This window comes from Halomonas sp. KHS3 (assembly GCF_000830495.1).
GTDB classification, from domain to species: Bacteria; Pseudomonadota; Gammaproteobacteria; order Pseudomonadales; family Halomonadaceae; genus Vreelandella; species Vreelandella titanicae.
Genome location: NZ_JWHY01000001.1, coordinates 78,608 through 103,519, shown reverse-complemented (window position 1 = coordinate 103,519; position 24,912 = coordinate 78,608). Strand labels below are relative to the sequence as shown.

General features: G+C 56.1%; 22 protein-coding genes. 17 read left to right on the top strand and 5 right to left on the bottom strand.

All coding sequences use genetic code 11. The features are described from left to right. Positions 1 to 4: 4 nt before the first annotated feature. Both RO22_RS00455 and ybiO read left to right on the top strand, forming a co-directional pair. Positions 5 to 436: a YqaA family protein gene (locus tag RO22_RS00455; RefSeq protein ID WP_027957914.1), complete on the top strand. Its 432-nt coding sequence runs from the start codon at positions 5 to 7 to the stop codon at positions 434 to 436. Positions 437 to 594: 158 nt separating this feature from the next. Further along, positions 595 to 2,994: a mechanosensitive channel protein gene (gene ybiO, locus RO22_RS00450; RefSeq protein ID WP_041157274.1), complete on the top strand. Its 2,400-nt coding sequence runs from the start codon at positions 595 to 597 to the stop codon at positions 2,992 to 2,994. A 98-nt stretch (positions 2,995 to 3,092) separates the two neighbouring features. Here ybiO and RO22_RS00445 read toward each other — a convergent pair whose 3' ends face one another. Further along, on the bottom strand, positions 3,093 to 3,839 hold the full coding sequence (locus tag RO22_RS00445; RefSeq protein ID WP_027957912.1) for an SDR family NAD(P)-dependent oxidoreductase: 747 nt from the start codon (positions 3,837 to 3,839) through the stop codon (positions 3,093 to 3,095). Positions 3,840 to 4,006: 167 nt separating this feature from the next. Between RO22_RS00445 and folK the strand changes: the two genes are divergently transcribed. After that, complete coding sequence (gene folK / locus RO22_RS00440; protein ID WP_052475467.1) at positions 4,007 to 4,453, top strand: 2-amino-4-hydroxy-6-hydroxymethyldihydropteridine diphosphokinase; 447 nt, start codon at positions 4,007 to 4,009, stop codon at positions 4,451 to 4,453. A gap of 76 nt (positions 4,454 to 4,529) precedes the next feature. Then, positions 4,530 to 5,348: a flagellin gene (locus RO22_RS00435; protein ID WP_041157273.1), complete on the top strand. Its 819-nt coding sequence runs from the start codon at positions 4,530 to 4,532 to the stop codon at positions 5,346 to 5,348. Between the two features lie 24 nt (positions 5,349 to 5,372). On the opposite strand, the gene RO22_RS00430 is transcribed toward RO22_RS00435, so the two are convergent. Further along, positions 5,373 to 6,941, bottom strand: coding sequence for a BCCT family transporter (locus RO22_RS00430; RefSeq protein ID WP_041157272.1), 1,569 nt, complete (start codon positions 6,939 to 6,941; stop codon positions 5,373 to 5,375). A gap of 347 nt (positions 6,942 to 7,288) precedes the next feature. On the opposite strand from RO22_RS00430, the gene RO22_RS00425 reads away from it, so the two are divergent. Genes RO22_RS00425 through RO22_RS00415 form a run of 3 tightly spaced genes read left to right on the top strand, consistent with a single transcriptional unit; the run spans position 7,289 to position 9,961 of the window. Beyond that, positions 7,289 to 8,371 carry an ABC transporter substrate-binding protein gene (locus RO22_RS00425; protein WP_233975257.1) on the top strand — a complete coding sequence of 361 codons (1,083 nt, stop codon included), beginning with the start codon at positions 7,289 to 7,291 and terminating at the stop codon, positions 8,369 to 8,371. A gap of 2 nt (positions 8,372 to 8,373) precedes the next feature. After that, complete coding sequence (locus tag RO22_RS00420) at positions 8,374 to 9,156, top strand: ABC transporter ATP-binding protein (RefSeq protein ID WP_041157271.1); 783 nt, start codon at positions 8,374 to 8,376, stop codon at positions 9,154 to 9,156. Between the two features lie 34 nt (positions 9,157 to 9,190). Then, a complete protein-coding gene (locus tag RO22_RS00415) occupies positions 9,191 to 9,961 on the top strand; it encodes an ABC transporter permease (RefSeq protein ID WP_041157270.1) in 771 nt (256 codons plus the stop codon). A gap of 14 nt (positions 9,962 to 9,975) precedes the next feature. On the opposite strand, the gene RO22_RS00410 is transcribed toward RO22_RS00415, so the two are convergent. Then, the gene (locus RO22_RS00410; protein ID WP_041157269.1) at positions 9,976 to 10,746 is read right to left on the bottom strand and encodes a YdiY family protein; all 771 of its coding nucleotides are present in this window, start codon (positions 10,744 to 10,746) and stop codon (positions 9,976 to 9,978) included. Positions 10,747 to 10,847: 101 nt separating this feature from the next. On the opposite strand from RO22_RS00410, the gene RO22_RS00405 reads away from it, so the two are divergent. From RO22_RS00405 to urtE, 10 genes are all read left to right on the top strand, one after another. Next, positions 10,848 to 12,557: a sensor histidine kinase gene (locus RO22_RS00405; protein WP_052475465.1), complete on the top strand. Its 1,710-nt coding sequence runs from the start codon at positions 10,848 to 10,850 to the stop codon at positions 12,555 to 12,557. 32 nt (positions 12,558 to 12,589) lie between these two features. Next, on the top strand, positions 12,590 to 13,321 hold the full coding sequence (locus RO22_RS00400; RefSeq protein ID WP_041157267.1) for a response regulator: 732 nt from the start codon (positions 12,590 to 12,592) through the stop codon (positions 13,319 to 13,321). 188 nt (positions 13,322 to 13,509) lie between these two features. After that, positions 13,510 to 14,511 (top strand): Bug family tripartite tricarboxylate transporter substrate binding protein, encoded by a 1,002-nt coding sequence (locus RO22_RS00395; RefSeq protein ID WP_051430621.1) that lies wholly within the window; start codon positions 13,510 to 13,512, stop codon positions 14,509 to 14,511. Next, positions 14,511 to 14,963, top strand: a complete 453-nt coding sequence (locus RO22_RS00390) for a tripartite tricarboxylate transporter TctB family protein (RefSeq protein WP_027957904.1) — start codon at positions 14,511 to 14,513, stop codon at positions 14,961 to 14,963. Before RO22_RS00395 ends, RO22_RS00390 begins: the two co-directional genes overlap by 1 nt. Then, positions 14,963 to 16,489, top strand: coding sequence for a tripartite tricarboxylate transporter permease (locus RO22_RS00385; protein ID WP_027957903.1), 1,527 nt, complete (start codon positions 14,963 to 14,965; stop codon positions 16,487 to 16,489). The genes RO22_RS00390 and RO22_RS00385 overlap by 1 nt, the downstream gene beginning before the upstream one ends. A 415-nt stretch (positions 16,490 to 16,904) precedes the next feature. Further along, positions 16,905 to 18,266 carry an urea ABC transporter substrate-binding protein gene (gene urtA / locus RO22_RS00380; protein WP_041157266.1) on the top strand — a complete coding sequence of 454 codons (1,362 nt, stop codon included), beginning with the start codon at positions 16,905 to 16,907 and terminating at the stop codon, positions 18,264 to 18,266. A 193-nt stretch (positions 18,267 to 18,459) separates the two neighbouring features. Then, positions 18,460 to 20,073 carry an urea ABC transporter permease subunit UrtB gene (gene urtB, locus RO22_RS00375; RefSeq protein ID WP_041157265.1) on the top strand — a complete coding sequence of 538 codons (1,614 nt, stop codon included), beginning with the start codon at positions 18,460 to 18,462 and terminating at the stop codon, positions 20,071 to 20,073. Positions 20,074 to 20,076: 3 nt separating this feature from the next. Next, the gene (gene urtC / locus RO22_RS00370) at positions 20,077 to 21,249 is read left to right on the top strand and encodes an urea ABC transporter permease subunit UrtC (protein ID WP_041157264.1); all 1,173 of its coding nucleotides are present in this window, start codon (positions 20,077 to 20,079) and stop codon (positions 21,247 to 21,249) included. Next, the gene (urtD, locus tag RO22_RS00365) at positions 21,246 to 22,082 is read left to right on the top strand and encodes an urea ABC transporter ATP-binding protein UrtD (RefSeq protein WP_022521345.1); all 837 of its coding nucleotides are present in this window, start codon (positions 21,246 to 21,248) and stop codon (positions 22,080 to 22,082) included. Before urtC ends, urtD begins: the two co-directional genes overlap by 4 nt. Next, complete coding sequence (urtE, locus tag RO22_RS00360) at positions 22,082 to 22,789, top strand: urea ABC transporter ATP-binding subunit UrtE (RefSeq protein WP_027957898.1); 708 nt, start codon at positions 22,082 to 22,084, stop codon at positions 22,787 to 22,789. Before urtD ends, urtE begins: the two co-directional genes overlap by 1 nt. Positions 22,790 to 22,886: 97 nt before the next feature. Here the strand turns inward: urtE and RO22_RS00355 are convergent, their stop codons facing one another. Next, complete coding sequence (locus RO22_RS00355) at positions 22,887 to 23,807, bottom strand: metal ABC transporter permease (protein ID WP_009286158.1); 921 nt, start codon at positions 23,805 to 23,807, stop codon at positions 22,887 to 22,889. Then, complete coding sequence (locus tag RO22_RS00350) at positions 23,804 to 24,910, bottom strand: iron chelate uptake ABC transporter family permease subunit (protein ID WP_041157263.1); 1,107 nt, start codon at positions 24,908 to 24,910, stop codon at positions 23,804 to 23,806. Before RO22_RS00350 ends, RO22_RS00355 begins: the two co-directional genes overlap by 4 nt. Between the last annotated feature and the right edge of the window lie 2 nt (positions 24,911 to 24,912).

Below are 24,912 nucleotides of genomic sequence, written 5' to 3'. Positions count from 1 at the left end.
GTCTATGCTAAGCCTGTTTTTTGTCGCCCTGGTCAGCGCCACGCTGCTTCCCGGTGGGTCTGAAGTGTGGCTAGCGCGGCTGTGGTGTCTCGGTGAGCCGCCTCTGGGGCTGTGGGCGGTAGCCACGGCGGGCAACACTCTCGGCAGCATGATCAACGTGGCGATGGGCCGCTATGCGCGTCAGTTTCAAGATCGCCGCTGGTTTCCGGCCTCGCCACGCAGCTTAGCCCGAGCGGAGCGCTGGTATCATCGCTTTGGCGAGCTAAGCCTGCTGATTTCCTGGGCACCGATTATTGGTGACCCTCTCACTGTACTGGCCGGCGTTTTCCGGCTGCCCTGGTGGCGGGCGCTAGCGTGGATTGTGGTCGCTAAAGGTGTGCGTTACGCGGTGGTGTTACTGCTAGCACAGCAGTGGCTATTACCGCTTTGCCAGTGAAACGCCTTATTAATCAAGTCATGTTAACCTGTACAACTTTTTCACAAGCGGCGCTGGCAGTGTAGAGTGTAAGCAACTTGGGCTGCCTATTATTGGCTTGCGTAAAACTAAGCAGCCGTTAGATTGAACAGAACACTCACCCAAAAGGAGGTTTAGGTGTGAAGCCACTTCGTTTATTACCCTGGCTAGGTGTCTGGCTATTGGCAATGATTGCCTTAATAGCCACGCCAGCAATGGCGCAGAGCGCGCCAAGTGAGTCGGCCAGCGCCGATGGTGCAGCATCCTCTGAAGAAGCAGCGCCTACGTCCTATGAGGCGCTGGCGAACCTGCTAGAGGATGAGCAGTCGCGGCAAGAGTTGATTGAGATGTTGCGCAATCAAGCCTCAGCGCTACCCAATGGCGTTGCTACCGAACTCTCCCCGGAAGCGGCCGCTCAAGGCAGTGAGATAGCGCCGGAGGATGTCTCGCTGCCACGCCAACTCGCTGAGCTCACCAGTCGTGTGGTAAGCGATGTGGGTAGCCAATTCGAGCAAGTGGTAGGCATTGTCGGCGGTCTGTTTTCTGGCCAAGAGGCCGACAGTGTCTTTGATATGGCCGCCTTCACCAGTGCGGCGATTAATCTGGGTATGGTGATTGTCGCCACCTTTGCACTGTTTATGATTGTTCGGCGGTTGGCTAAGCCGCTGTTTACCAAAATCAGCGGCTGGTCGCTGAATGGTAAAAATTTAACCCCCGTTTTACGTTTGGTTTTCTGCGTGGCGATTGCGGCAGTCATCGATGTGCTGATTGTCGGCTTGGCCTATGTGGGTGGTAATCTGCTGGCCACCTTTGCGATTGGTGAAGCAGGGGAGCTCTCGACCCGTGCCTCGCTGTTTTTAAATGCGTTCTTGATTATTGAACTGCTCAAAGCCGGTGTGCGGATGCTGTTCTCTTCGCGCTACGAAGGGCTGCGGCTACTGCCTATCTCTGCCCAGGAAGCCTCCTACTGGAACCGCTGGTTAGCGCGGCTGATCGGCATGGTCGGTTATGGCCTGATGGTGGTAGTCCCGCTGGTTAACTTCTATGTGGCGGCCTCGCTGGGTCAAGCGGTCGGTACGCTGATTATGCTGTTGGCGTTTATCTATGCGGTGGTTGTGGTGCTAAGAAACCGCGCCCGTCTGCGCGATAACCTGAACGAGATGGCGGCAAAATCAACGCTGACTGCCAGCCGCGTCTCTCTGCAGCTATTTGCACGTACCTGGCACCTGTTCGCGCTGTTCTATTTCTTGATCGTATTTGTGCTGACGTTAACGCGCCCTGGCGATGCGCTGCCGTTTGTAATGTTTGCCACCTTGAAGTCCCTGGCTGCCATTGTTGTGGGGTTATTGGTCTCCTCGCTTCTTACCCAGACCATTGGCCGTCGGATTACCCTGTCGGACGATCTGCGGCGCAAACTACCGCTGCTTGAAAAGCGCTTGAACAGCTACGTGCCCAATGCGCTTCGCGTGCTGCGTACGATCATTCTGATTGTGGTCATCATGATGGTGCTGAACGCTTGGGGCGCCTTTGACCTAGCTGCCTGGTATGCCTCTGAAGGTGGCGCCGTGCTGGTCGGTAACCTGACCAGTGTTGCGGTGATTTTGATCGTGGCGCTCGCCGTGTGGCTGGGTCTGGCAAGCCTGATCGAGCATAAGCTCAATCCGGAAACCGGCTACGGTGAGCCCTCGGCGCGGGCAAAAACCCTGCTCAGCCTGTTTCGTAATGCCCTGGCAATCGCTATGGTCACGATTACCGGCATGATCGTGCTGTCGGAAATTGGCATTAATATCGGCCCACTGATTGCCGGTGCCGGTGTGCTTGGTCTAGCGATTGGTTTTGGCGCCCAGAAACTGGTGCAGGACGTTATCACCGGGGTGTTTATCCAGGTTGAGAATGCCATGAACACCGGTGACGTGGTGACAGTAGGCGGCGTGACGGGCACCGCCGAGCGGCTCAGTATCCGCTCTGTAGGGATTCGTGATCTATCCGGTACTTATCACATCGTGCCGTTCTCCAGTGTGGATACCGTATCTAACTACATGCGTGAGTACGGCAACCATGTGGGCGAATACGGCATTGGCTATAACGAGAGCATTGACGAAGCCATTGAGCAGCTCAAACTGGCCTTTGAGGATCTCAAAGCCAGCGAAGAGCACGGCAACAAGCTGCTGGCTGATCTCACCGTTGCGGGGGTTACTGCCCTGGCAGATAGCTCTGTAAATATCCGTGTGGTCATTAAAACCACGCCGGGTGATCAGTGGGCCGTCGGCCGTGCCTACAATCGTCTGGTTAAACTGCGCTTTGATGAGGCGGGTATCGAAATACCCTTCCCGCACACCACGCTTTACTTTGGCGATAACAAAAACGGCAACCCACCGCCTGCCCATGTGCGGGTATTGGAGTCGACCGCTAAAGAGAAAAAGGTGGAGGAGTCAGCGGTGGCTACACCGGCTGCTAAGAGCGACACCCAGCAGGACGTGCAGAAGATTAGCGAACCTGACCATCTAAAGCCCGACCACGACGATGTTGATGAAACCTAAACGGTGCTCATCTTAGCATTCAGCGGGGCCGCCTTCGGGCGGCCCCGCTGCGTTTGGAGCAGAAGAAATTTTAAAGCCAAGTTCTTAAGTAAAGTTCTTTAAGCCGAGTAATTTTCCGAGTGACGCCCCTCTAGGTTGATTGACTCTCCGCCATCGACAAACAGAATCTGCCCCGCTACAAAGGGGTTGTCCAACAAGTAGTGCAGAGCTTGTACAAGGTGGTCGGGGTGCCCCTGGCGCTTGAGCGGAATGCCTTCAATACGCCACTCAATATAGGCGCTAGTGCGCTGGGAAGCGGGCAGTACCACGCCAGGGGCGATGCCGTTAATGCGAATGCGCGGTGCGAACTCCAGTGCCGCCATACGAGTCATCTCCGCTAGGCTCTTTTTCGATAGCAAATAGGCTGCATAGGGATACTGGTGATAGGCCACCTTATTATCGATGATATTGATCACCTGGCCCTCTTGAACGGTTTCGGCAAAGTAACGGGTGAGCAGTAGCGGGGTAAACATATTGACCCTGAACTGTGTCTCCAGCATCGCCAGCTCGGTCGTCGAGATCGGCGCTGGTTCATAGGCAGAGGCGCTGTTCAGCAGCAAATTAAGCCCTGGGAAGCGCTGCTTGGCCGACTGGAGTAAGTCGTTTAAGTCTTCGTTTAAAAAATCGCAGGAAAATATTTCGCACTCCCGCCCTTTAGCGCGGATACCGCTGGCGACCTCTTCGGCCTCTTTGCGGGAGCGATTAACGTGTAGAGCAATATCAAAACCGGCATCAGCCAACGCTTCGGAGAAGAATCGGCCCAAGCGGGTAGCACCGCCGGTTACCAGAGCAGCCTGATGATGCATAAAGCGTTCCCTACTGTTTTATTGGTATAGGAAGACTTTCTGCGTGAGTGTAGCGTTTGTCAATAACTTATACACAGCTTGCACGTGGCACGTGCTTAGAGGTATTGATAGATGAGTCCTGCTTACAGGGCCATTCAAGAAGACGTCACTTTTAACAGGATGTCGCTATGCCACCAACGACGTTGTTTACCAAACAATCTGAAGCGCTGCATGAGTGCTTGATCTCTTTAGGTTCTAACATCGACCCAGACCACTATGTGGCTCAGGCGGTCGATATCATTAACCGTGAGTGCGATCTGTTGGCCCGTTCCAAAACGATTCGCACCCAGCCGGTGGGGTACCAGCAGCAACCCGACTTCCTAAACGCCGCGCTATTGGTGAGCACACCGCTTGAGCGTGAAGCGTTTCGTGCTTATCTCAAAGGGGTGGAAGATCGTTTGGGACGTGTTCGGGGAGCGATTAAATCGGGGCCACGTACCATGGATCTAGACATTGTGGCTTGGGATGGAGAGGTGGTCGATGACGGTTACTACCTGCACGACTACGTGAAAAAGCCCGTCGATGAAGTGCTGGCGAGTAGTGGCCGCAGCCTTGAGCCTCAAAAGTGTTCATGATTTTTGCGTTTAGGCCGATAGTAACGCCATAGCCTCCAGGTTTTGGGGGGGGCTACCCTTTTGCCCGAGGTGTGCGTTGTTCAGCCTAAATACCAATTTGATGTCGCTTATCGTGCAGAATAATCTGCGCGGCAGTCAGCAGGCCATGCAGACCGCCATGCAGCGCCTCTCTTCTGGGCTGCGCATCAATAGTGCCAAGGATGACCCTGCCGGCCAGGCGATTGCCAACCGTATGACGGCGCAAATCAAAGGTATGACCCAGGCGATCCGCAACACCAATGATGGCATATCAATGGTGCAGACGGCAGAAGGCTCGCTTAATCAGATTAACGACAACCTACAGCGCATCCGTGAGCTGAGTGTACAAGCAGCTAACGGTACCAACTCTTCCGACGATCTTGTTTCTATCCAAGACGAAATTGATCAACGTTTAGAAGAGATTGAGCGGATCGCCGGGCAGAGTAATTTCAATGGCAGTAGATTGATTGACGAGTCAAAATCGCTAAATATCCAGGTCGGTGCTAACGATGGCAATATCATCACAGTGCGTTTTGAAGGGATGAGCTTGCAGGCGCTGGGGCTGGAGGGCTTTAGCGTTTTGGAAGGAAGCGCGACAGAGAGCCCGCTGGCGGCCATGGATGACGCTATCAAGCGCGTAGATCGTCAGCGCAGCTATATGGGGGCCGTGCAGAATCGCTTTGAAAGCGTGATTGATGGGCTTAATACCAACATTATCAACACCTCCGCTGCCCAGTCGCGTATTCAGGATGCCGATTATGCTAAGGAAGCCTCCAACCTTGTGCGCGCCCAGATCCTGCAGCAGGCAGGCATTGCTATGTTGGTTCAGGCCAACCAGCAGCCGCAGATGATTCTGCGCCTGCTGGAAGGGCTATAAGGTAAGCACTGTAGCGCAGCTCTCTTAATCAATAATGCCCTGTTCCCGGGCCATGGCGTAGGCCGCTTTAGGGCCATCCCACAGTGAGGGCAATAGAATAAACGACACCGGGATGGCGGTTATCACAATAAATTGTTGAAGGGCCGAAATTTGACCAGCTCCCATATATAACAGCACCGCCGCCATAACCGCCATGGCGATCCCCCAGAAGGCGCGTATATAAGGGCTTGGATCGTCGTGGCCTGCGCCAACAACCGCAATGGCGTAGCTCATCGAGTCACCGGTGGTGGCTACGAATATTGTCGTCAGCACTAAAATGGCTAGCGTCATCCAGGCCCCGCCCGGCAACGCTTGGGCAACCGTCAAGGTGGCGACATCAAACTGGAAGTTATTAAGCGCCTCGCTTAGCTCAATGGCGCCCGTCATTTGGTAGTAAATACCCGACCCGCCGAGCAGGGTAAACCACACGGTGGTGGCAATGGGGGCGAGAACTGCCACTGCGATGATCATCTCGCGGATACTGCGGCCGCGGGAAATACGCGCTACAAAAATCGCCACCAGCGGACCAAATCCAATGAACCACGCAAAGAAGAATACCGTCCACCACTGCATCCACCAGTCGGGAGCGGTTTCTGCTGTGATGGTCGCCATGGGGAAGAATTCACTAATATAAACACCCATGCTGGAAAGGTAGCTATTAAATAAAAACAGCGTTGGGCCAAACACCATAATCACGCCGCCCACGGCAAGGGCCAGGAACACGTTGAAACGGCTAAGCATCTGCATCCCTTTATGGACGCCACTCATGGCGGAAAGCACGTACATGCTGGCTAACACCGCTAATATGACCAATTGACTGGTGTAACTGTTGGGAAGGCCGAACACTTCATGCAGGCCAAAACTGACCTGTGTAGCCAAAAAGCCAATAGGGCCTACCGTACCGGCGACAACCGCGATGACACAGCAGGCATCAATGATTCCACCCAGAGGGCCACGCATTAGCCGCTCTCCCAGCAGCGGATAGAGCAGGGTGCGTGGCTGTAACGGCTGGCCTTTCACATAGTGAGCATGGGCCAGCACGATCGCGGTCAGCGATCCCAATACCGCCCAGCCAATAAATCCCCAGTGCATAAATGACTGCCCCAAGGCGTTGGAAACGGCTTCCGCCGTACCTGCTTCGCTCTCAAAAGCGGGCGGCGTGACGATGAAGTGGTAGACCGGCTCCCCGGCGGCAAAAAATACCCCGCCGCCCGCAAGTAACGTACACAAAATAATCGAGAGCCACTTAAACGTGCTCATTTCTGGTGCATCTAAGTTGCCGATTTTGGCTTTTGCTGCGGGTGTGAGCGCCAATCCCATCGCAATAAAGAAAGTGAGCAGCAGAAGCAATTGGAAGTAACTACCCAAGGCTAACGCCGTCCAGGCGAAGCCTCTGCTGATGGACTCAGCGACTAGCGTCACGTCGTAAAGTGATAGCGACAAAAAAGCGACGATAAAGCCGATGCTCAAGAGCAAAACAATAGGATCGCCGAGCGAAAGCCGCCCAGAACTGTAAGTGTCAGGGGCTTCGCCGATAGAGGCGGGGTGATTCATGTTAAATACCTTGTAGGGGGGAGGGCCAGCTAAAACAGCAGCCTATTAACACCTTTTGTTAAGCGGCGTAGTGCTGGTTAACGTGCCAAATAACAGGTAAAAAAAAGCGCCATTCAAGGAATGGCGCAAGACAGGAAACTGAGCTTAGTATATCGCCAATTTAGACCAACGTCTAATATGTTTTAACTTGGTGCGTTGCTCAGGGGCAAATGCACCATTTTGGCCATATAGCGGAGGGCGGCGGCACTTAGCTGTCTACCTAATAGCATGAAAATTAAATAAAAAATCAATAATGGCAGTATTGCTGCAATGCTAAAGAATATTTTGTATACAAGGTATGCATCACGATGATGACCTCCACTTCTAAACGCCGTTTTCCCACTGCAACACCAGGTTTTTCTACGGTGCGCCTGCTCACCGGCTGCGCGGCAGCGCTGATGTTAATACCGGCTATCAGTTACGCCGACGATACCCAAATACGTTTTCAGCTGGATTGGCGTTTTGAAGGCCCCTCCGCGCCATTTTTAATGGCTGCTGAGAAAGGCTACTTCGCTGAGGAGGGATTGGACGTTCAGATTGATTCCGGCAGCGGCTCGGCGGGTGCGATTAACCGCGTGGCGTCCGGGGCCTACGAAATGGGCTTTGGCGATCTTAATGCGCTGGTCGAGTTTCTCGCCGAAAACCCCGATGGTCCCGGTATCCAAGGCGTCTATATCGTCTACGACGGCACCCCCGCGGCGGTGTTTGCCCGCAAAGACCGCGGCATCGAGAGCCCGGCTGATTTAGCCGGTAAAACCATCGCCGCCCCCACCTTCGATACCGGCTACCGCGCCTGGGGCGTGTTTGCCGCGGCTAATAATCTAGACGCCGACGCGGTGGAGTGGCAAAACGTCGACCCTACGCTGCGCGAAACGCTGCTGACCCGGGGCGATGTGGATGCAATCACTGGCTTCTACTTCACCAGCCTGCTCAATCTTGAAGAACGGGGAATGAGTGAAGACGAGCTGACTATTATGCCGTTTCCGGACTACGGCGTGCCGCTGTATGGCAACGCTATCATCGCCAGTGAATCCTTCGCAGAAGAAAATCCAGAAGCCGTGCAGGGCTTTCTGCGTGCCTTCAACCGCGCCCTGAGTGACACTATTGCCGATCCCGAGGCTGCTATTGAGTATGTTAAAAACCGCGACGGCCTGATCGATGTGGAAATGGAGACGCGGCGCTTAAAACTCGCTCTGGATGGCGTCGTCGACACTCCCGAAGTGCGCGAAAATGGCGTGGGCGGGGTGGATGACGAGCGCTTGGCTCAGGCGATTCAACTGGTTGCCGATGCTTACGACCTCACGTCAATTCCTTCGCCCGATCAGGTGTTTAGTTCAAGCTACTTACCTGCCCAGGAAGAACGCATGCTGTTTCCGGCCGAGGGCGAATAAGCATGTCGGCAGCGTTCGTCACCTTTGATGACGTTAGCCTGGCCTATGATTCGTCGGGTAATGCCATTGAAGACATCAACCTGAGTATTCACGAAGGCGAGTTCGTCGCTTTCGTGGGCCCCTCCGGCTGCGGTAAATCGACCTTTATGAAGCTCTGTACCGGTCTGCATGCGCCTACCACCGGTGCCGTGCAAGTGGATGGAGAACCGGTCACCGGGCCGTTGAAGATCTCCGGCATGGCGTTTCAAAACGCCAACCTGCTGCCCTGGCGCACCACACTGGATAACGTCCTACTGCCGTTGGAGATCGTTAAACCCTACCGCCATCAGTTTCGTAAACGGCGCGAAGAGTTTGTAGGCTGGGCGCGCAAGCTGCTCAAGACCGTGGGGCTTGAAGGCTACGAAGAGCAGTACCCGTGGCAGCTTTCCGGTGGTATGCAGCAGCGGGCATCGATCTGCCGGGCGCTGATTCACCAGCCGCGCCTGCTAATGCTGGATGAGCCCTTCGGTGCACTGGATGCGTTTACCCGCGAGGAGCTGTGGTGCGTGCTGCGCGACCTGTGGGAAGCGCAGCGCTTTACGGTAGTGCTGGTGACCCACGATCTGCGCGAGGCGGCGTTTCTGGCCGATACCGTCTACATCATGAGCCGCCGCCCAGGCCGAGTGATCGAGCGCCGTCAAATCGAGCTGCCGCGACCCCGTGCACTGGAAACCACCTACCAAAAACCCTTTATTGATCTGGTTCAGGAGCTGCGGGCTCAAATTGGCGAAGTGCGCAGCACTTAATAAAAGCCCCCAGCACCTGATGAAAGGCGCACTTATGACGAAAAATAATCAGTTAATCGAACGATTGGCGCCGTGGATAGCGGTGGTGGCACTGGTCATCATTTGGGAAGTAACGGTGCGGGTGTTTGATGTGCCCAGCTTTATCTTCCCCAGTGCCTTGGAGACGGCCCAGGCGCTGGTAACTTATTCCGGGCCTATCGCCATGCACTCCTGGCAAACCTTCTGGACAACGCTGATTGGCTTTGGATTGGGTGTGGTCGTGGGGCTGGTGTTGGGCTTTATTATCGGCTCGTCGCGCTTTCTATATAACGCTTGCTACCCACTGCTAGTCGGCTTTAATGCCATTCCCAAAGTGGCTTTCGTGCCCATCCTGGTCGTCTGGTTTGGGATCGGCTCGGTGCCGGCGATACTCACCGCCTTTTTAATCTGCTTCTTCCCCATCGTGGTGAACGTGGCTACCGGTTTAGCCACGCTGGAGCCTGAAATGGAAGACGTACTGCGAGTGCTGGGCGCGCGGCGTATGGATGTGCTGCTGAAAGTGGGCCTGCCTCGCTCGCTGCCGTACTTCTTCGCCTCGCTGAAAGTCGCCATTACTCTGGCGTTTGTAGGCACAGTAGTGTCAGAAACGGTCGCCTCCAATCAGGGCATTGGCTATCTGATGATGAGCGCCGGTTCGCAAATGCGCATGGGGCTGGTCTTTGCCGGACTGCTGGTGATCAGCGCCATGGCGATGGTGATGTACGAGCTATTTGCGCAGTTGGAAAAACGCATGACCGGCTGGGCGCACCGCGGTCAGAATCGCTAGGGCCAGTGCGCAGCTCACCAGCGGTAAAGCAGTGAAGCGCTGGTGGTGTTGTCGGTGCGCTCGCTGGTGTCGTCAGGCGGTTGGGAGTTGTGCTTGATTTCGTGAGATAAGCGCAGCGACAGCTTTGAATTGAGCCTTGCCGTGAGCGCGGTAAGCGACCGAGACGTGGTATTTTGGTCGGTATACTCAAACGACATTTCCTGCTGAATATCGGCGTAGTCAGAAAAAAACCAGTGATAATCCAGCGCGGTATAAGCCACTGCTAACCGATAATCGCCGTGTTCGCGTAGTCGGTCATGACGGTAGCCTGGTCCTGCCTCCAGCGACAAAAGATGCGTATTGCTCTCTAAAATCTGTCTTCCATAACCCCCAATCGCCGACAGCTGCTGGTCGTAACCGGCAAAGCGATCCTTCTCCCAGCGGGCAAACCCAAACAGATAGTGGGGGCCATCCAGTTCATAGCGTTCGCGTCCTGCGACTAAGTACTGCTCGGCGCTGGTTTCGTCATCCTTGGTGACGTTACGCACTTCACCACGTAGCGAGTAGGTGAAGTTACCAGTAAGCCACGTCAGCAGCGTTTTACCGATCAGCGTCTGGCTATCGGTATTGCCCGAGAGGCGGGTAAAGCCCAGTTCAGCATCGCCGCTGAATACGGGCGCATCTTCCTGGGGGGGCGGTGGGGCGTAGAACGGGTTGGCATATGCCACGGTTAGCCATAGCGGCCAGCAGGCCAGTAAGAGTATCCATCTAACGATCGCCACTACATCCCTCCTTGATTTCGGCATTAGGCCATTATATCAGCGAACGATGACTCTGGGGTGACGGCGATTAACGCCGTTGGCTAGCGCGTGCCATAATGGCGCGGTCACGCATTGCGAGTTTACCTATGAGCGCTTCCCGCCCCCGAACGTTAGCCGACCTGCAGCGCTGGCGCCGCACCCGCGCAAGGCGCAGCTGGTACAAACGCAGTTTTCGCCTTCAGGTGATGCTGCTAGTCGGGCTGCTGTTGGCAGGCATGCTACTGGCACAGGGTACGTATCTCAATCACCGCAAGGCGGAAATTATAAGCCAGCAGATGGGCGAGCGAGCGCTGGCGGTGGCCAAAACGGTGGCGTCGATGCCGCAAATTATCAACGCCTTTTCAATTCCCGACCCCTCTTTCATTATTCAGCCCCTCGCAGAGCGCGTTCGCCATGAAACGGGCGCGCGCTATGTCGTTGTAGGTAACGCCCAAAGTATTCGCTATTCCCACCCCGTGCCGGAGCGGATTGGGAAGCCAATGGTGGGGGGCGATAATGACCAGGCGTTGATTCATGGCCAATACTATGTGTCCGAGGCAACCGGGTCATTGGGCACTGCCATTCGTGGCAAAGCGCCCATTTGGGACGAAGAGGGCAATATCATTGGCTTGGTCTCAGTCGGCTTTATGATGGATCGCGTGGACATGGACGTAGCGCGCTACAACAGCTTTGGCTGGGCGCTGGTGGCGCTGATGATTTGTCTAGGCTTTGCCGGTGCCTACTGGCTGTCGCAGCATCTCAAAAAGGTCATTTTGGGCCTGGAACCCTACGAAATTGCCCGCTTGGCCATGGAGAAAGAGGCCATTTTGCAGTCGATCCATGAGGGCATTTTGGCGATTAACCGGGAAGGTCATATTACCCTGGTCAACCAGCAGGCGCGTCGCTTTCTCAATCTGGACGATGAGCACGTGCTGCTGGGGCAACCCATCCGCGAGGTGGTGCCCAATTCGCGGCTACTGGAGGTGCTCCGGCGCGGCGAACAGGAGTTCGACCAGGAGATGTGGCTGGGCGATCACCCGGTGGTGGTCAACCGCGTGCCGATTCTGCACGAAGGCGAAATTGAGGGGGCTGTGGCCACTTTCCGCAGCCGTCGCGAGATCGTGGATCTATCCCACGCGCTTACCCAAGCCAGCCGCGATGTGGATATGCTGCGCGCTCAGGCCCACGAGTTTTCCAATAAGCTCTATACCATCTCAGGATTACTGCAGTTAGAACGCATCGAGGAAGCCCTCGCGCTGATCCATCAGGAAACCGAACGCGCCCAGGCGCAGATGAGCTTTTTAATGCGCAACGTAGCCGACGCCGTGCTTAGCGGTACGCTACTGGGTAAACTTACCCGGGCGCGGGAGCTGGGCGTAGCGTTGGAAGTCGATGAGCAAAGCTCACTCTCCTGCCCGCTAACGCCCACCGGCCAAGAAGTGATGATGAGCGTGGTGGGTAACTTGCTGGACAACGCCTGCCACGCAGCGCTGAATGGGCCGAATAAAGCGCCCAAAGTACGCCTGTTTTTCACCGATTTGGGCGAGCAGCTGTTGATCGAAGTGGAGGACAACGGGCCCGGAGTTCCTGCCCAGCTCGCCGAATCGATTTTCCAGGAAGGCTTTTCGACCAAAACGGGCAAACACCAGGGCATTGGCCTGGCGCTGGTGGCCAGGCTCTGTCGCCAGCACGGCGGTGCGGTGACCCTGGAGGAGAGCGAGCTGGGGGGCGCATGCTTTATCGCGGTGCTCGACCGCTCGCTCTGTGCGCAGCAAGACCAACAGCAGTCTCAACAACCGTCTCAACAACAAATTTAAAAACAGTGAACACAACGGCTAGGGGGAACGCAATGTCTGATGGGCAGTACGGCATTTTGGTCATTGAAGACGATTTTCGCATTGCCGATATCCACCGGGCCTTCATTGAACAGAGCGACGGCTTTTATGTGGTGGGCATGGCGCGCAACGGCAGCGAAGCCAAGGCGATCATGGCGGAGCAGGCCACCAACATCCAGTTGATCTTGCTCGATGCCTACCTGCCTGATGTTGAAGGCTTGGAGCTGCTATGGGCGATTCGCCGCGACTATGTGCATGTGGATATCGTCATGGTCACCGCCGCACGAGAAGTGGAAACCATCAGCGAGGCGCTGCGTGGTGGGGTGTTTGACTACCTTATTAAGCCCATTGAAGCCACACGCATGACCCAAATGCTGACCCGCTTTCGTCGCGAGCGTGAAGCCTTGGCCAACCGTGCCGAGATGAATCAGGATGAACTGGACTCCGTGCTGGCGCGCCTGAAGCCCGGCGAGCCGTTGCGTGCTAAAAGCCAAACCCTGCCTAAAGGTATTGATCGGCTGACGCTGCGCCGGGTGATTGATGCCCTGGCCGACGCACCCGACTCGCTCACCGCCATGCAGATGGCGCGCATCATGGGTGCCAGTCGCTCAACCGCCCGCCGTTATTTAGAGTTTTTAGTTGCCGAGCAGGCGGTGAGTGCTGAGCTGGGCTATGGTGATGTAGGGCGGCCTGAGCGCCGCTATCGGCTGTTGGAGGCAGCACACGAGTGGCTGGCTTCTCTATAAGCGCATGCTATAAGTAAGTCGGCGTGAACAAAATGAACAAAATGCCCATAAAGAACATTTTGTCTTTTATGCGCACAAGCTTGTCGGTCAGGGGCGTGGTCTTCTAACGTTCGCGGCGTGCAGTCTCACAATAAGAAGCTTTAAACAACAAACTCATCACACAACAAAACTGATACGTGGAGAACGCCATGATTCTCAAGCCTGCCTTTAAATATATAACCCTGCTGGCCCTTCCACTGGCGGCTGTTACAGCCTTCTCTAGCACTGCCGCTGCCTTCGAACCGGAGGGTAAGGTGGAATGTATCGCTCCGTCCGATCCAGGCGGCGGCTGGGACTTTACCTGCCGCAGTGTGGGTAATGTCATGCAGGAGCTTGATCTAGTACCGGCGAATGTACAAACCATCAATATGGCTGGCGCTGGTGGCGGTGTGGCGTTTGCTCATACTATAAGCAAGCGCGCCGGTGACGACCATCTGCTGGTAGCGGCGTCCACGGCTACTACGACTCGTCTGGCTCAAGGACAATTCCCTGGGCTGACCGCCGATCAGGTCAACTGGATCGGTGCTCTAGGTGCGGATTACGGGATTATCGCCGTAGCCGCTGATTCCGAGATCGATGACCTGAATGAATTGATGGACTCACTTAAGGAAGACCCGCGTAGTGTCAAGTTCGCCGGCGGTAGCGCTAAGGGCGGTTGGGATCATCTTAAAGTGTTGATTGCTGCTCAGGCAGCCGATGTCGAGAATCTTCCGCGTATTGCCTACCTTTCGTACAACAATGGTGGTGAAGCGTTAACCCAAGTGATCGGCGGGCACGTAGACGCCTTTACCGGTGATATCACCGAAGCCCAAGGGTTTATGGAGTCTGGCGACTTGCGCGTCCTAGCGGTACTCTCCGAAGAGCGCCTACCGGGTGACCTGTCTGATATCCCCACCGCACGCGAGCAAGGCATCGACGCCCTTGGCCCCAACTGGCGCGGCTTTTATATGCCTGCGGATGTCTCCGAAGAAGCTAAAGCGTATTGGACCGATGCCATGGACACTATTTACCAGAGTGAAGAGTGGCAGAATGTCATGGCTCAAAACGGTTTGATGCCTTTCCACATGACCGCTGGTGAGTTTGAAGAGTTTGTACTCAACCAGATCAGTGACATTGAACAGCTCTCTAAAGATATTGGATTGATTCAGTAATGACTTTCAATGACCGCATCTTTGGGGTCTTGATGATCGTCCTGGCCGTTGCGTACGGCTGGGCCGCGACTCAGTTCCCGGAGCCGTTTGGTGGGGCCGAAGCCGTCGGCCCTGACACTTTTCCGAAATTGCTGGCCGTGGTGCTGGCAATTTCCAGCCTTTATTTGATTGTACGCCCTGATCCCGACAACGCCTGGCCTTGGAGCCGTACGGGTGTCGAGCTAATCATCGCCGTGGTGGTGCTGATCTTTTACGCCATGCTGCTTCAGCCGCTGGGCTTCATTATTAGCACTACGCTTGCCGTGGGAACGCTTTGCTGGCGCATGGGGGCTCGGCCGTTCAATGCTTACATGACCGGGGCAGTCTCGGCAGTAGTCGTGTACTTTCTGTTTAGTTTTGCACTTGATCTCGCCTTACCGCTGGGTCTGTTGTCATTCCTGGAGGTGAACTGATGGAAACTCTAGGTTACCTAATGGATGGTTTTGGCGTTGCTCTGCAACCCCATAACCTGATGTTCGCCTTGCTAGGTGCTTTTCTTGGCACGTTGATCGGCGCTTTGCCGGGGTTAGGCCCTGCCAATGGCGTGGCCATTCTGATACCGCTGGCATTTAGTTTAGGGCTCGCTCCAGAAACGGCTCTGATTATGCTGACGTCAGTGTATGCGGGTGCCATGTACGGTGGGCGTATCTCATCGATTCTGTTAAATATTCCCGGCGATGAACCGGCCATGATGACCTGTCTTGATGGTTATCCTATGGCCCAGAAGGGCAAGGCTTCCGAGGCGCTGGCGATCTCTGCGGTGGCCTCTTTTATCGGTAGTCTTATCGCCACTATTGGTTTGATCTTGCTGGCACCATTGTTGGCTAACTTTGCTTTAACGTTCGGCCCTGCGGAATATTTTGCGCTCTTCCTGCTGGCGTTCGCTACCTTAGGCGGTATTACCGGTAAAAACCCCATCAAAACAGTGGTTGCCGCCTGTATTGGTCTAATGATCGCCACGGTGGGTATCGACAATACCGGTGTGCAGCGCTACACCTTTGGGGTGCTCGAACTTTTTGAAGGCGTGGACTTCATCATTGCTATCGTCGGTCTGTTTGCCATTTCCGAGCTGCTCTTCTTCATCGAAGAGCGTGCAGGCGGTGGTAAAGAGAAGATGAAGGTCAACAAACTTTCGCTCTCCTGGAAAGATATCCGCGAGATTCTTCCCACCAGTTTTCGCGGTGGGGTGCTAGGGTTTGTCGCCGGGGTGCTGCCTGGTGCTGGTGCTTCGTTGGGTAGCTTCATCAGCTATACCCTTGAAAAACGTGTGTTGGGTAAGAAAGGCTATTTTGGACAAGGCGACCCGCGTGGTGTGGCTGCTCCAGAATCTGGCAACAACGCTGCTTCGAGCGGTGCTCTGGTTCCCATGCTAACCCTAGGTGTGCCGGGTAGTGGTACTACTGCAGTACTCTTAGCGTTGTTGATTTCGCTCAATATTACCCCTGGGCCGCTGATGTTCACCCAGAATGCCGACATCGTCTGGGGCGTGATCGCAGCGCTATTGATCGGTAACTTTTTGCTGCTGATCCTTAATATTCCGTTGGTGGGCATCTTCGTCAAGCTGCTGTCCGTGCCGCCGATGTACTTGCTGCCAATCGTCACGATGATTGCCTTCGTGGGTATCTACTCGATCAGTAACACCATCTTTGACCTCTACTTTATGGTGGCCTTTGGGGTGGGTGGTTATGTCCTGCGCAAGCTTGAGATTCCGCTGGTGCCAGTGATTCTTGGCTTGTTGTTGGGGCCAGAGATGGAGAAGAATCTGCGCCATGCCATGGATATCTCTGATGGCGACTGGATGATTCTTTGGGATAGCGGTCTGGCTATCGGCCTTTGGGTTTTTGCTGGATTGGGCTTGATCCTGCCTTATATTGTGGGCCCTCTGCTGCGTCGTGGTATGAAGGCAACCCCCAATTCAGGTTCGCCTGAAAGCGATTAAATACTTAAAGAAGTAATGTTGAGCAACGGGGCGCCGACGAAAGTCGGCGCTCTTTTTTTATTTCCGTTTTTGACGGGTAACAAAGAGTGGTTCTGTAACTGATAAGTAATCACTGGGTTGCTGTTATGTATTTTAAAAGCCCGCGTATCTAATTGGTGCGCCGAATCTTATTGGTGCATTGGCAGGGTGCTTTAGCTGCTTTTCTGCGCTTTATTTTGGTGCATATTGAGAAAGTCGAGATTTTCTGATGATTATTAAGTGGCTGATTAGATAGCTATAAGACAACTTTGTGCCAATCTGGCGCACCCCTTGCAGGTGTTAATGGCTAGTGGACGTATTGGGGTAGCTAACACAACAACCCCGAGTGCGAAGCCAATCAACAAGCCCCGGACAAAAGGGGTGCAAGGAGGTTCAAGTGACCATTCTAAAACGCTCGACACACTCACTCTCATTCCTGTCACGTGGCCGTTTCGCGACGGCTCTACTCACTGCTGCCGTCATGGGTGCCAGCACCCAGGCCGTCGCCCAAGACGATGACTCGATCAAAGTCGGTATCCTGCACTCGCTTTCCGGCACCATGGCGATTAGTGAGACCGTCCTCAAAGACACCGTCGAAATGCTTATCGAGCAGCAGAACGAAGCCGGTGGTTTGCTCGGCCGTCAGTTAGAAGCCGTGGTGGTTGATCCCGCGTCTAACTGGCCGCTGTTTGCCGAACGCGCCCGGGAGCTACTAGACCAGGAAGAAGTGGACGTGATTTTCGGCAACTGGACGTCGGTTTCGCGTAAATCCGTACTGCCCGTCGTAGAGGAGCTCAACGGGCTGCTGTTCTACCCGGTGCAGTATGAAGGCGAAGAGTCTTCTGAAAACGTCTTCTACACCGGCGCAGCGCCTAACCAGCAGGCGATTCCTGCGGTTGAATACCTTATCAACGAAGTCGGTATCGAGCGCTTTGCGCTAGTGGGTACCGACTATGTCTACCCGCGCACTACCAATCGTATCCTCGAGGCCTTCCTCAAGGATGAACACGGCATTGCGGATGAGGACATCATGGTCAACTACACGCCGTTCGGTCACTCCGATTGGCAGAACATCGTGGCAGAAATTCGCCGCTTCGGTGAAGAGGGTAAACCGACCGCCGTAATCTCGACGGTTAACGGCGACGCCAACGTGCCGTTCTATACCGAGCTCTCCAACCAGGGTATCGACGCTGCCGATATTCCCGTCATCGCCTTCTCTGTGGGTGAGCAGGAGCTTACCGGTATTGATACTGGCCCGCTGGTAGGCCACTTGGCTGCCTGGAACTACTTCATGAGCGTCGATAACGATGACAACTACGACTTTATCGATGCCTGGATTGAGTACACCGGCGACGATATGGCAGTGACCAACGACCCAATGGAAGCGCATTACATCGGCTTCAATATGTGGGCCGAAGCGGTTCGCAAAGCGGGCACGACAGACGTCGATACGGTGAAAGACGCCATTATCGGTGTGACCGTACCTAACCTCTCCGGCGGTTATGCGGCGATGATGCCCAACCACCACATCACCAAGCCGGTGCTGATCGGTGAGATTCAGGACAACGGTCAGTTCGATATCGTTTGGCAGACGCCGTCTACCGTGGCGGGCGACGCCTGGTCTGACTACCTGCCTGGCTCCCGTGACCTGATTGCCGATTGGCGCAAGCCGATGGAGTGCGGCAACTTCAACGTCGTGAACGGCTCGTGCGGTGGCAGCACCGCAGCAGAAGAAGCCGAAGCGGCGCTCGCTGAGTAAGCACGTCTATCGCAGTGGAAATAACTTCTTTTAAAACTGCCCGCTCGCTGGTGCTAGGGCAGGCTGAAGCGAGGGTCTTTTGCCATGGATGGCAAAAGTAGCGCCCAAGGATGGGTTTACAGCGCCCTCGCGGAAGCCTGCGCTGGCACCGATATATTCAGTTACCCTCTTAGATAACCAAAGGAAGAACCCCATGAGGCGTTTCCTTTCCTTAGGGCTGCTGTGCCTACTGTTGTTAAGCATCACAGTGACCGCCCAAGCACAAACGAGCTCCACGAATACTGCCGACGATGACGCCGCGCTCGAGTTGTTAGAGGCGCTGGACGTTGAATCTTACGCTGACAAAGGCGACGCGATCACCGCCATTTTGCAAAGCGATGACGAACGCGCCCGAGACTGGCTGCAGGCCTTGCTGGATGGCCGCTTGCAGCGTACCGAAGATGACCGCTTTGTGCTGGTGCTCGATAACCGCGGCCGGGACTGGCCGGTGGCCGATGTCCTAACCGGCGAAGCGCTGGGCGAGATGTCCCGTCGTGATCTGGAGCGTATCGGCATCAACAACAACCTACGTAATCAACTGCGCAGTGCCATCGCGGTAGTTGACCTCTACTCGCCTAATGTGGAGCGCCGCCGCACCTCGGCCGAGCGCCTGTTAGGTGAAGTAGATGGTGAGCTGGTGCCCACCCTCGACGACTTGATCGAACAGGAAGAGGACGAGCAGGTGCGCTATCGGCTGACCCAAGCCGTGGCGATCTACCGCGCCGAAGCAGGTGAAATGGCCGGGATCGAAGCGCTGGACGGCAGCCTTCACCCCCGCTCCCGCGTGGCATTGAGCCGGGCAGCCAATAGTGATGATCCCGTCGTCGCCAATGCCGCTGCCGCTTCTCTGGCGGGCATTGAGCAGCAGCTCAAAATCAATCGTGGTCTGGAAACGCTCTATTTCGGCTTGAGCCTCGGCTCAGTGCTGGTGCTCGCGGCCATTGGCCTAGCGATCACCTTCGGGGTCATGGGCGTGATCAACATGGCCCACGGCGAGCTGATGATGCTGGGCGCCTACACCACCTGGGCGATGCAGCAGCTGCTGCCCGGCCAGCCTGGGCTGGCGTTGATTCTATCGATTCCCGCGGGCTTTATGGTCGCCGCTTTGGCTGGTGTGGCGATCGAGCGCGGTGTTATCCAGTTCCTCAAAGGCCGTCCGCTGGAGACGCTGCTGGCGACCTTTGGTATCAGTTTGATTCTGCAGCAGCTGGTGCGCACGGTGATTTCACCGCTTAACCGCACCGTGATTACCCCGGAGTGGATGAGCGGTTCACTGGTGGTTAACGATGCACTCTCATTAACGCTAAACCGCATGTACGTGCTCGGCTTTGCGCTGGTGGTGTTTGCCGGCCTGATGCTGATCATGCGCCGCACGCGGCTGGGGCTCGAGGTGCGTGCCGTCACGCAGAACCGCGCCATGGCACGCTCCATGGGCATTCGTGCCACTCGTGTGGATATCATGACCTTCGCGCTGGGCTCCGGTGTAGCCGGGCTTGCCGGAGTTGCGCTCTCCCAGCTCACCAACGTCGGCCCCAACCTGGGGCAGAACTACATCATCGACTCCTTCATGGTGGTGGTGTTCGGCGGCGTGGGTAACCTGTGGGGCACGCTGGTGGCCGGGCTATCGCTGGGGGTCATTAACCAGGTGCTGGAACCCTGGGCAGGCGCGGTATTGGCCAAAATTATCGTGCTGGTCTTCATCATCCTATTCATTCAAAAACGCCCGCGTGGACTCTTCCCGCAGAAGGGCCGGGCTGCGGAGGGCTAAGCGATGTCATTAACGACCGAATCATCGACGAATTTTTGGCTAACACGCCCATTCAGCGAGCGTTCCACGCAGATCTTTTTGGGCGTTCTGGTCGCCGCGCTGGCGCTGGTCACTATCCTGCACGTGGCGGTTCCGCCGGAGAACCCGCTGCATGTGGGCGCCTATACGGTCAATCTGTTCGGTAAGTACCTAAGCTACGCGTTGCTGGCCGTTGCGGTGGACTTGGTGTGGGGCTATTTGGGAATTTTAAGCCTGGGGCATGGCGCCTTCTTCGCCATCGGCGGTTACGCCATGGGCATGTACCTGATGCGCCAGATTGGCGACCGCGGCACCTACGGCCACCCGGTACTGCCGGACTTTATGGTGTTCCTGAACTGGGACAGTCTGCCGTGGTTCTGGCACGGCTTCGATATGGCCTGGTTCGCCTTTGCCATGGTGCTGCTGGCCCCCGGGCTGCTGGCACTGGTATTCGGCTTTTTGGCGTTTCGCTCACGGGTCACCGGGGTGTATCTATCGATTATCACTCAGGCACTGACCTTTGCCTTGATGCTGGCTTTCTTCCGCAACGAGATGGGCTTCGGCGGTAATAACGGCCTGACTGACTTCCGCGAGATCGTCGGTTTTGACCTGCGCAGCGACGCCACGCGCCTAGGGTTGTTCCTGGCCACCGGCGTTGCGCTGGCGCTGGGATATATCCTGTGCCGTGCGATTGTGACCAGCAAGCTGGGCCGGGTGAGCGTGGCCACCCGCGATGCCGAAGCGCGCACGCGTTTTCTCGGCTATCGGGTCGAGCGCTTTCAACTCTTCGTCTTTGTGGTCTCGGCGATGCTCGCAGGCCTGGCGGGAGCGCTCTATGTTCCTCAGGTGGGAATCATTAACCCCAGTGAATTCTCGCCGATTTTCTCCATCGAGATTGTCCTGTGGGTCGCCCTGGGTGGTCGCGCCACGCTGTATGGCGCGGTGATTGGCGCCATTTTAGTTAACTACGCCAAAACCATCTTTACCGGCGTCATGCCCGATGCCTGGCTGTTTGCCCTGGGTGCGATGTTCGTACTGGTCACGGTGTTTCTGCCCAAGGGTGTCGCGGGGCTGTTTCGCTACCTCAAGCGCCGTAAACGCGAGGAACAAACGACGGATCCTGACCATCAACACACGTCCAAGGAGGCCTCCGCATGAGTTTGCTGCAATCGCTGTCCCAGCGTGACCGGGTGTTCGATTTTATGGCGCCCCAAGCCTCGCCGGTGGACGTTCGCCATGGGCCGATTCTTTACATGGAAGATGTCACCGTGAGCTTCGATGGTTTTAAAGCCATCAATAACCTCAACCTGACCATCAACGACGGTGAGCTGCGCTGCATTATCGGCCCTAACGGGGCGGGCAAGACCACCATGATGGATATTATTACCGGTAAAACCCGGCCCACCAGCGGCAGTGTATGGTTTGGCAGCCGCCATAACCTGCTGCATATGAACGAGCCCGATATTGCCAGCCTGGGCATTGGCCGCAAGTTTCAAAAGCCCACGGTTTTCGAAGCGTTGTCGGTGTTTGAAAACCTGGAGCTGGCCATGGCCGCCGACAAGCGGATTTTTCCTACCCTGACCGCCCGCATGACCGGCGAGATCAAAGACCGCATCGATGAAGTACTGGAAACCATCGGCCTGACAGAGCTGCGTCATCAGCCCGCGGGTATTCTCTCCCACGGCCAGAAGCAGTGGCTGGAGATCGGCATGCTGCTGATGCAGCGCCCGCGTCTGCTGCTGGTGGATGAACCGGTGGCGGGCATGACCGAGCAGGAGATGGAGCGCACTGCCGAGTTGCTCACCGGGCTGGCCGGTAAACAGTCCGTGGTAGTGGTGGAGCATGATATGGGCTTTGTGCGTTCGATTGCCCGCCAGGTGACGGTCTTGCATCAGGGCAGCGTGCTGGCGGAAGGCACCATGGATCAAGTCTCCAGCGACCCCAAAGTAATTGAGGTCTACCTGGGTGCCGATGACGAGGAGGCCGCCTGATGCTAGCGATCGAAAAGCTCAACCAGTTTTACGGCGAAAGCCACACCCTCTGGGATCTCGATCTTGAGGTACCCGCCGGTCAGTGTACCTGCGTGATGGGACGCAACGGCGTGGGTAAAACCACGCTGCTGAAAGCCGTGATGGGCGAAGTGGCCGTCAAAAGTGGCGAGCTGCGCTACACCTCCGAGACCGGCGAGATCGAGCTGACTAAAAAAGCCGTTGAGGCGCGCTCGCGGTTGGGAATTGGCTACGTGCCTCAAGGGCGACAGATATTTCCGCTGCTGACCGTGGAGGAGAACCTGCGCACCGGTCTTGCCGCCCGCAGTGACGGGCTAAAAAAGATTCCCGAGCGGGTCTATGAGCTGTTCCCCGTGCTCAAGGAGATGAAACACCGCCGTGGCGGCGACCTTTCCGGTGGGCAACAGCAGCAACTGGCGATTGGCCGTGCGCTGGTCATCGAACCCAAACTGCTGATTTTGGACGAGCCAGGTGAGGGCATTCAGCCCAATATCGTCGCCCAAATTGGTCAGGTGATTCGTCAGTTGATCAACGAGGATGGCCTTACGGTACTACTGGTGGAGCAGAAGCTGCCCTTTGCCCGTAAATACGCCGACCGCTTTGTGATTATGGATCGCGGCCGACCGGTGGCCAAAGGGGAGATCAGCGAGCTCTCCAATGAGCTGATCAAGCAGCATCTGACGGTTTAAGTTATCCACACCCGGTTACCGCCTGCCCGGCCAAGCGGCTGTCGAAAGGCGGTCGCTTTTTTGCGCGCGGATGAGCGGTGTTTCCAAAAGCTGGGCTTCAAACGCTGGGCGGCGGCTCCACCGGCGCCTGGCGTGCCCGTTGGCGTTTGACCAGTTGGGTAATCACGCCGTAGCGTGGCCCTGCCAGAAAGGCGAGCATCAGGAATACGCCGGTCATGACGGCCATCATGCCGCCAATGGAGACGTTGAGATACACTGCGAGGTAGTAGCCAGAAATACTCGAGGCGATAGAAATTAGCGCACCGATGATAAACATCATCCACAGCCGGTCGGTCAGCAAATAGGCGGCGGAGGCGGGAACAATGGCAAAGGCGATAAACAGCACCGCGCCTACCGCATCAAAGGCCGCCACGGCAGTGGAACTAGTTAGCATTAGCAGCACATAGAAAAGAATCGAGGGCATAAAGCCGAACGTTTTGGCCAGCGCCGGATCGAAGGTGGCCAGCTTCAGCTCCTTATAAAAGAGTCCGATAAACGCGTAGTTGAGCACCGTCATCACGCTCATCGATACCAGCGCCTGGGGGATGGGCAGGCCGAAGATGTCGAGTGTATCCAGCCAGACAAAACCGATCTCCCCTAGCAGCACAGTATGCGTGTCGATATGCACATCATTGGCATAAATATTCAACAGCAGCACGCCGATAGAGAACAGCGCCGGGAAGACCAGGCCGATAGCGGTATCCTGCTTGACCCGTTTGGTGCTTGCTAAGGCTTCGGTGAGCAGGACGGTTAACAGCCCGGTGAGGGCGGCCCCGATCAGTTGTACCGGCCCGCTCTGTTGCTTGGTCAGCAGCCAGACGATGACGATGCCAAACACAATCGAATGGCTGATTGCGTCGGATAACATGCTGTTGCCGCGCAGCACTAAAAAGGTGCCCACCGCCGAGGAGGCGATGCCTACCATCGCGCCCACTAGCATAATGGGCAGGGCAGTTGTGGTCAGTAGCTCTGCCATCATGATGCTAATTCCTCAAAAGCCGCGACCACTCTTCTAGCCTCCGCCTGGCCCTGTGCCGTTAGCCCCCAGCCGCCGTCGCTTGGGGTGGCACCGCGTGGAGAGCGGGTTAGGTAGCCTTGCTGCTTAAGCTTGTTGAGCATCCTGCGTGAACCGAGTGTTGAGGGGGCGCATGAGGGATCGGCCGAGTGTTTATATAGCGCATAAAGTAGCTGCTGTTTCTGCAGCGCTGACTTCTGGCGATAGTGCTTTATCACACCCCACAGCAGGCCACGGCCGGGCGCCAATGCCAACGATATAAGCACGATGGCGGTTGCGGTAAGGACAATCAGCGGGCCGGTTGCCAGGCCACGCGATAGGGTGCTGATGGTTGCCCCTGAAACACCACTGACAATACCGACGCCTGCGGCGATGGTGAGCATGCCGCCTAGGTGGCGGCTCCACTGTCGGGCGGCGGCCGCGGGTGCCACGATCATGGCGGCCATCAAAATCACACCGACCATCTGCAGGCCGACGACGACCGCTAGCGCAACCATAGCGGTGAGCGATGCTTCAATCACGGTGATAGGCATGCCGAGCGTGCGGGCGTACTCCGCATCAAAGGTGACCAGCTTGGCCTGTTTCCAGAAGACGGCAAGCAGCAGCAGCGTAACCAGCGTAATGCTGCCCATCACCCATAAATCGGAGCGCAGCGTCGCGGCGGCCTGGCCGAAAAGAAAGGCCTCAAGACCGCCCTGGGAGGCGTTATTGGTACTCTGGATATAGGTGAGCAGAACGATACCCACGGCAAAAAAGATACTGAGGCAGGTGCCCAGGGCTGCGTCCGTTTTCAGGCGGCTTAAGCGCGTCAGCATCAGCATAATCAGCGCGGCGGCGGAGCCGGTGATCAGTGAACCAATAATAATCCCGCCAATATCCCGGCTGCCGGTGATGATAAAGCTTAAACAGATGCCGGGAAGGGCTGCGTGGGAAATTGCGTCTCCCAGCAGGCTTTGGCGACGCAGCACCGCAAAACAGCCCAGCGGGCCGCTGATCAGCCCCAGCAGCGAGGCGCCAATGACTACATTCTGAAAGGTGTAGTCAGATAAAAGCTCAAGCCACACCATGG

Coding starts and splice junctions, on each gene's coding strand:
- RO22_RS00425 (WP_233975257.1), top strand. CDS start 7,289: ATGATGACCTCCACTTCTAAACGCCGTTTTCCCACTGCAACACCAGGT.
- urtC (WP_041157264.1), top strand. CDS start 20,077: ATGTCATTAACGACCGAATCATCGACGAATTTTTGGCTAACACGCCCA.
- RO22_RS00445 (WP_027957912.1), bottom strand. CDS start 3,839: ATGCATCATCAGGCTGCTCTGGTAACCGGCGGTGCTACCCGCTTGGGC.
- RO22_RS00410 (WP_041157269.1), bottom strand. CDS start 10,746: ATGCCGAAATCAAGGAGGGATGTAGTGGCGATCGTTAGATGGATACTC.
- RO22_RS00420 (WP_041157271.1), top strand. CDS start 8,374: ATGTCGGCAGCGTTCGTCACCTTTGATGACGTTAGCCTGGCCTATGAT.
- RO22_RS00355 (WP_009286158.1), bottom strand. CDS start 23,807: ATGATGGCAGAGCTACTGACCACAACTGCCCTGCCCATTATGCTAGTG.
- RO22_RS00350 (WP_041157263.1), bottom strand. CDS start 24,910: ATGGTGTGGCTTGAGCTTTTATCTGACTACACCTTTCAGAATGTAGTC.
- urtD (WP_022521345.1), top strand. CDS start 21,246: ATGAGTTTGCTGCAATCGCTGTCCCAGCGTGACCGGGTGTTCGATTTT.
- RO22_RS00395 (WP_051430621.1), top strand. CDS start 13,510: ATGATTCTCAAGCCTGCCTTTAAATATATAACCCTGCTGGCCCTTCCA.
- RO22_RS00455 (WP_027957914.1), top strand. CDS start 5: ATGCTAAGCCTGTTTTTTGTCGCCCTGGTCAGCGCCACGCTGCTTCCC.
- RO22_RS00390 (WP_027957904.1), top strand. CDS start 14,511: ATGACTTTCAATGACCGCATCTTTGGGGTCTTGATGATCGTCCTGGCC.
- RO22_RS00400 (WP_041157267.1), top strand. CDS start 12,590: ATGTCTGATGGGCAGTACGGCATTTTGGTCATTGAAGACGATTTTCGC.
- urtE (WP_027957898.1), top strand. CDS start 22,082: ATGCTAGCGATCGAAAAGCTCAACCAGTTTTACGGCGAAAGCCACACC.
- folK (WP_052475467.1), top strand. CDS start 4,007: ATGCCACCAACGACGTTGTTTACCAAACAATCTGAAGCGCTGCATGAG.
- urtB (WP_041157265.1), top strand. CDS start 18,460: ATGAGGCGTTTCCTTTCCTTAGGGCTGCTGTGCCTACTGTTGTTAAGC.
- RO22_RS00430 (WP_041157272.1), bottom strand. CDS start 6,941: ATGAATCACCCCGCCTCTATCGGCGAAGCCCCTGACACTTACAGTTCT.
- RO22_RS00405 (WP_052475465.1), top strand. CDS start 10,848: ATGAGCGCTTCCCGCCCCCGAACGTTAGCCGACCTGCAGCGCTGGCGC.
- RO22_RS00385 (WP_027957903.1), top strand. CDS start 14,963: ATGGAAACTCTAGGTTACCTAATGGATGGTTTTGGCGTTGCTCTGCAA.
- RO22_RS00415 (WP_041157270.1), top strand. CDS start 9,191: ATGACGAAAAATAATCAGTTAATCGAACGATTGGCGCCGTGGATAGCG.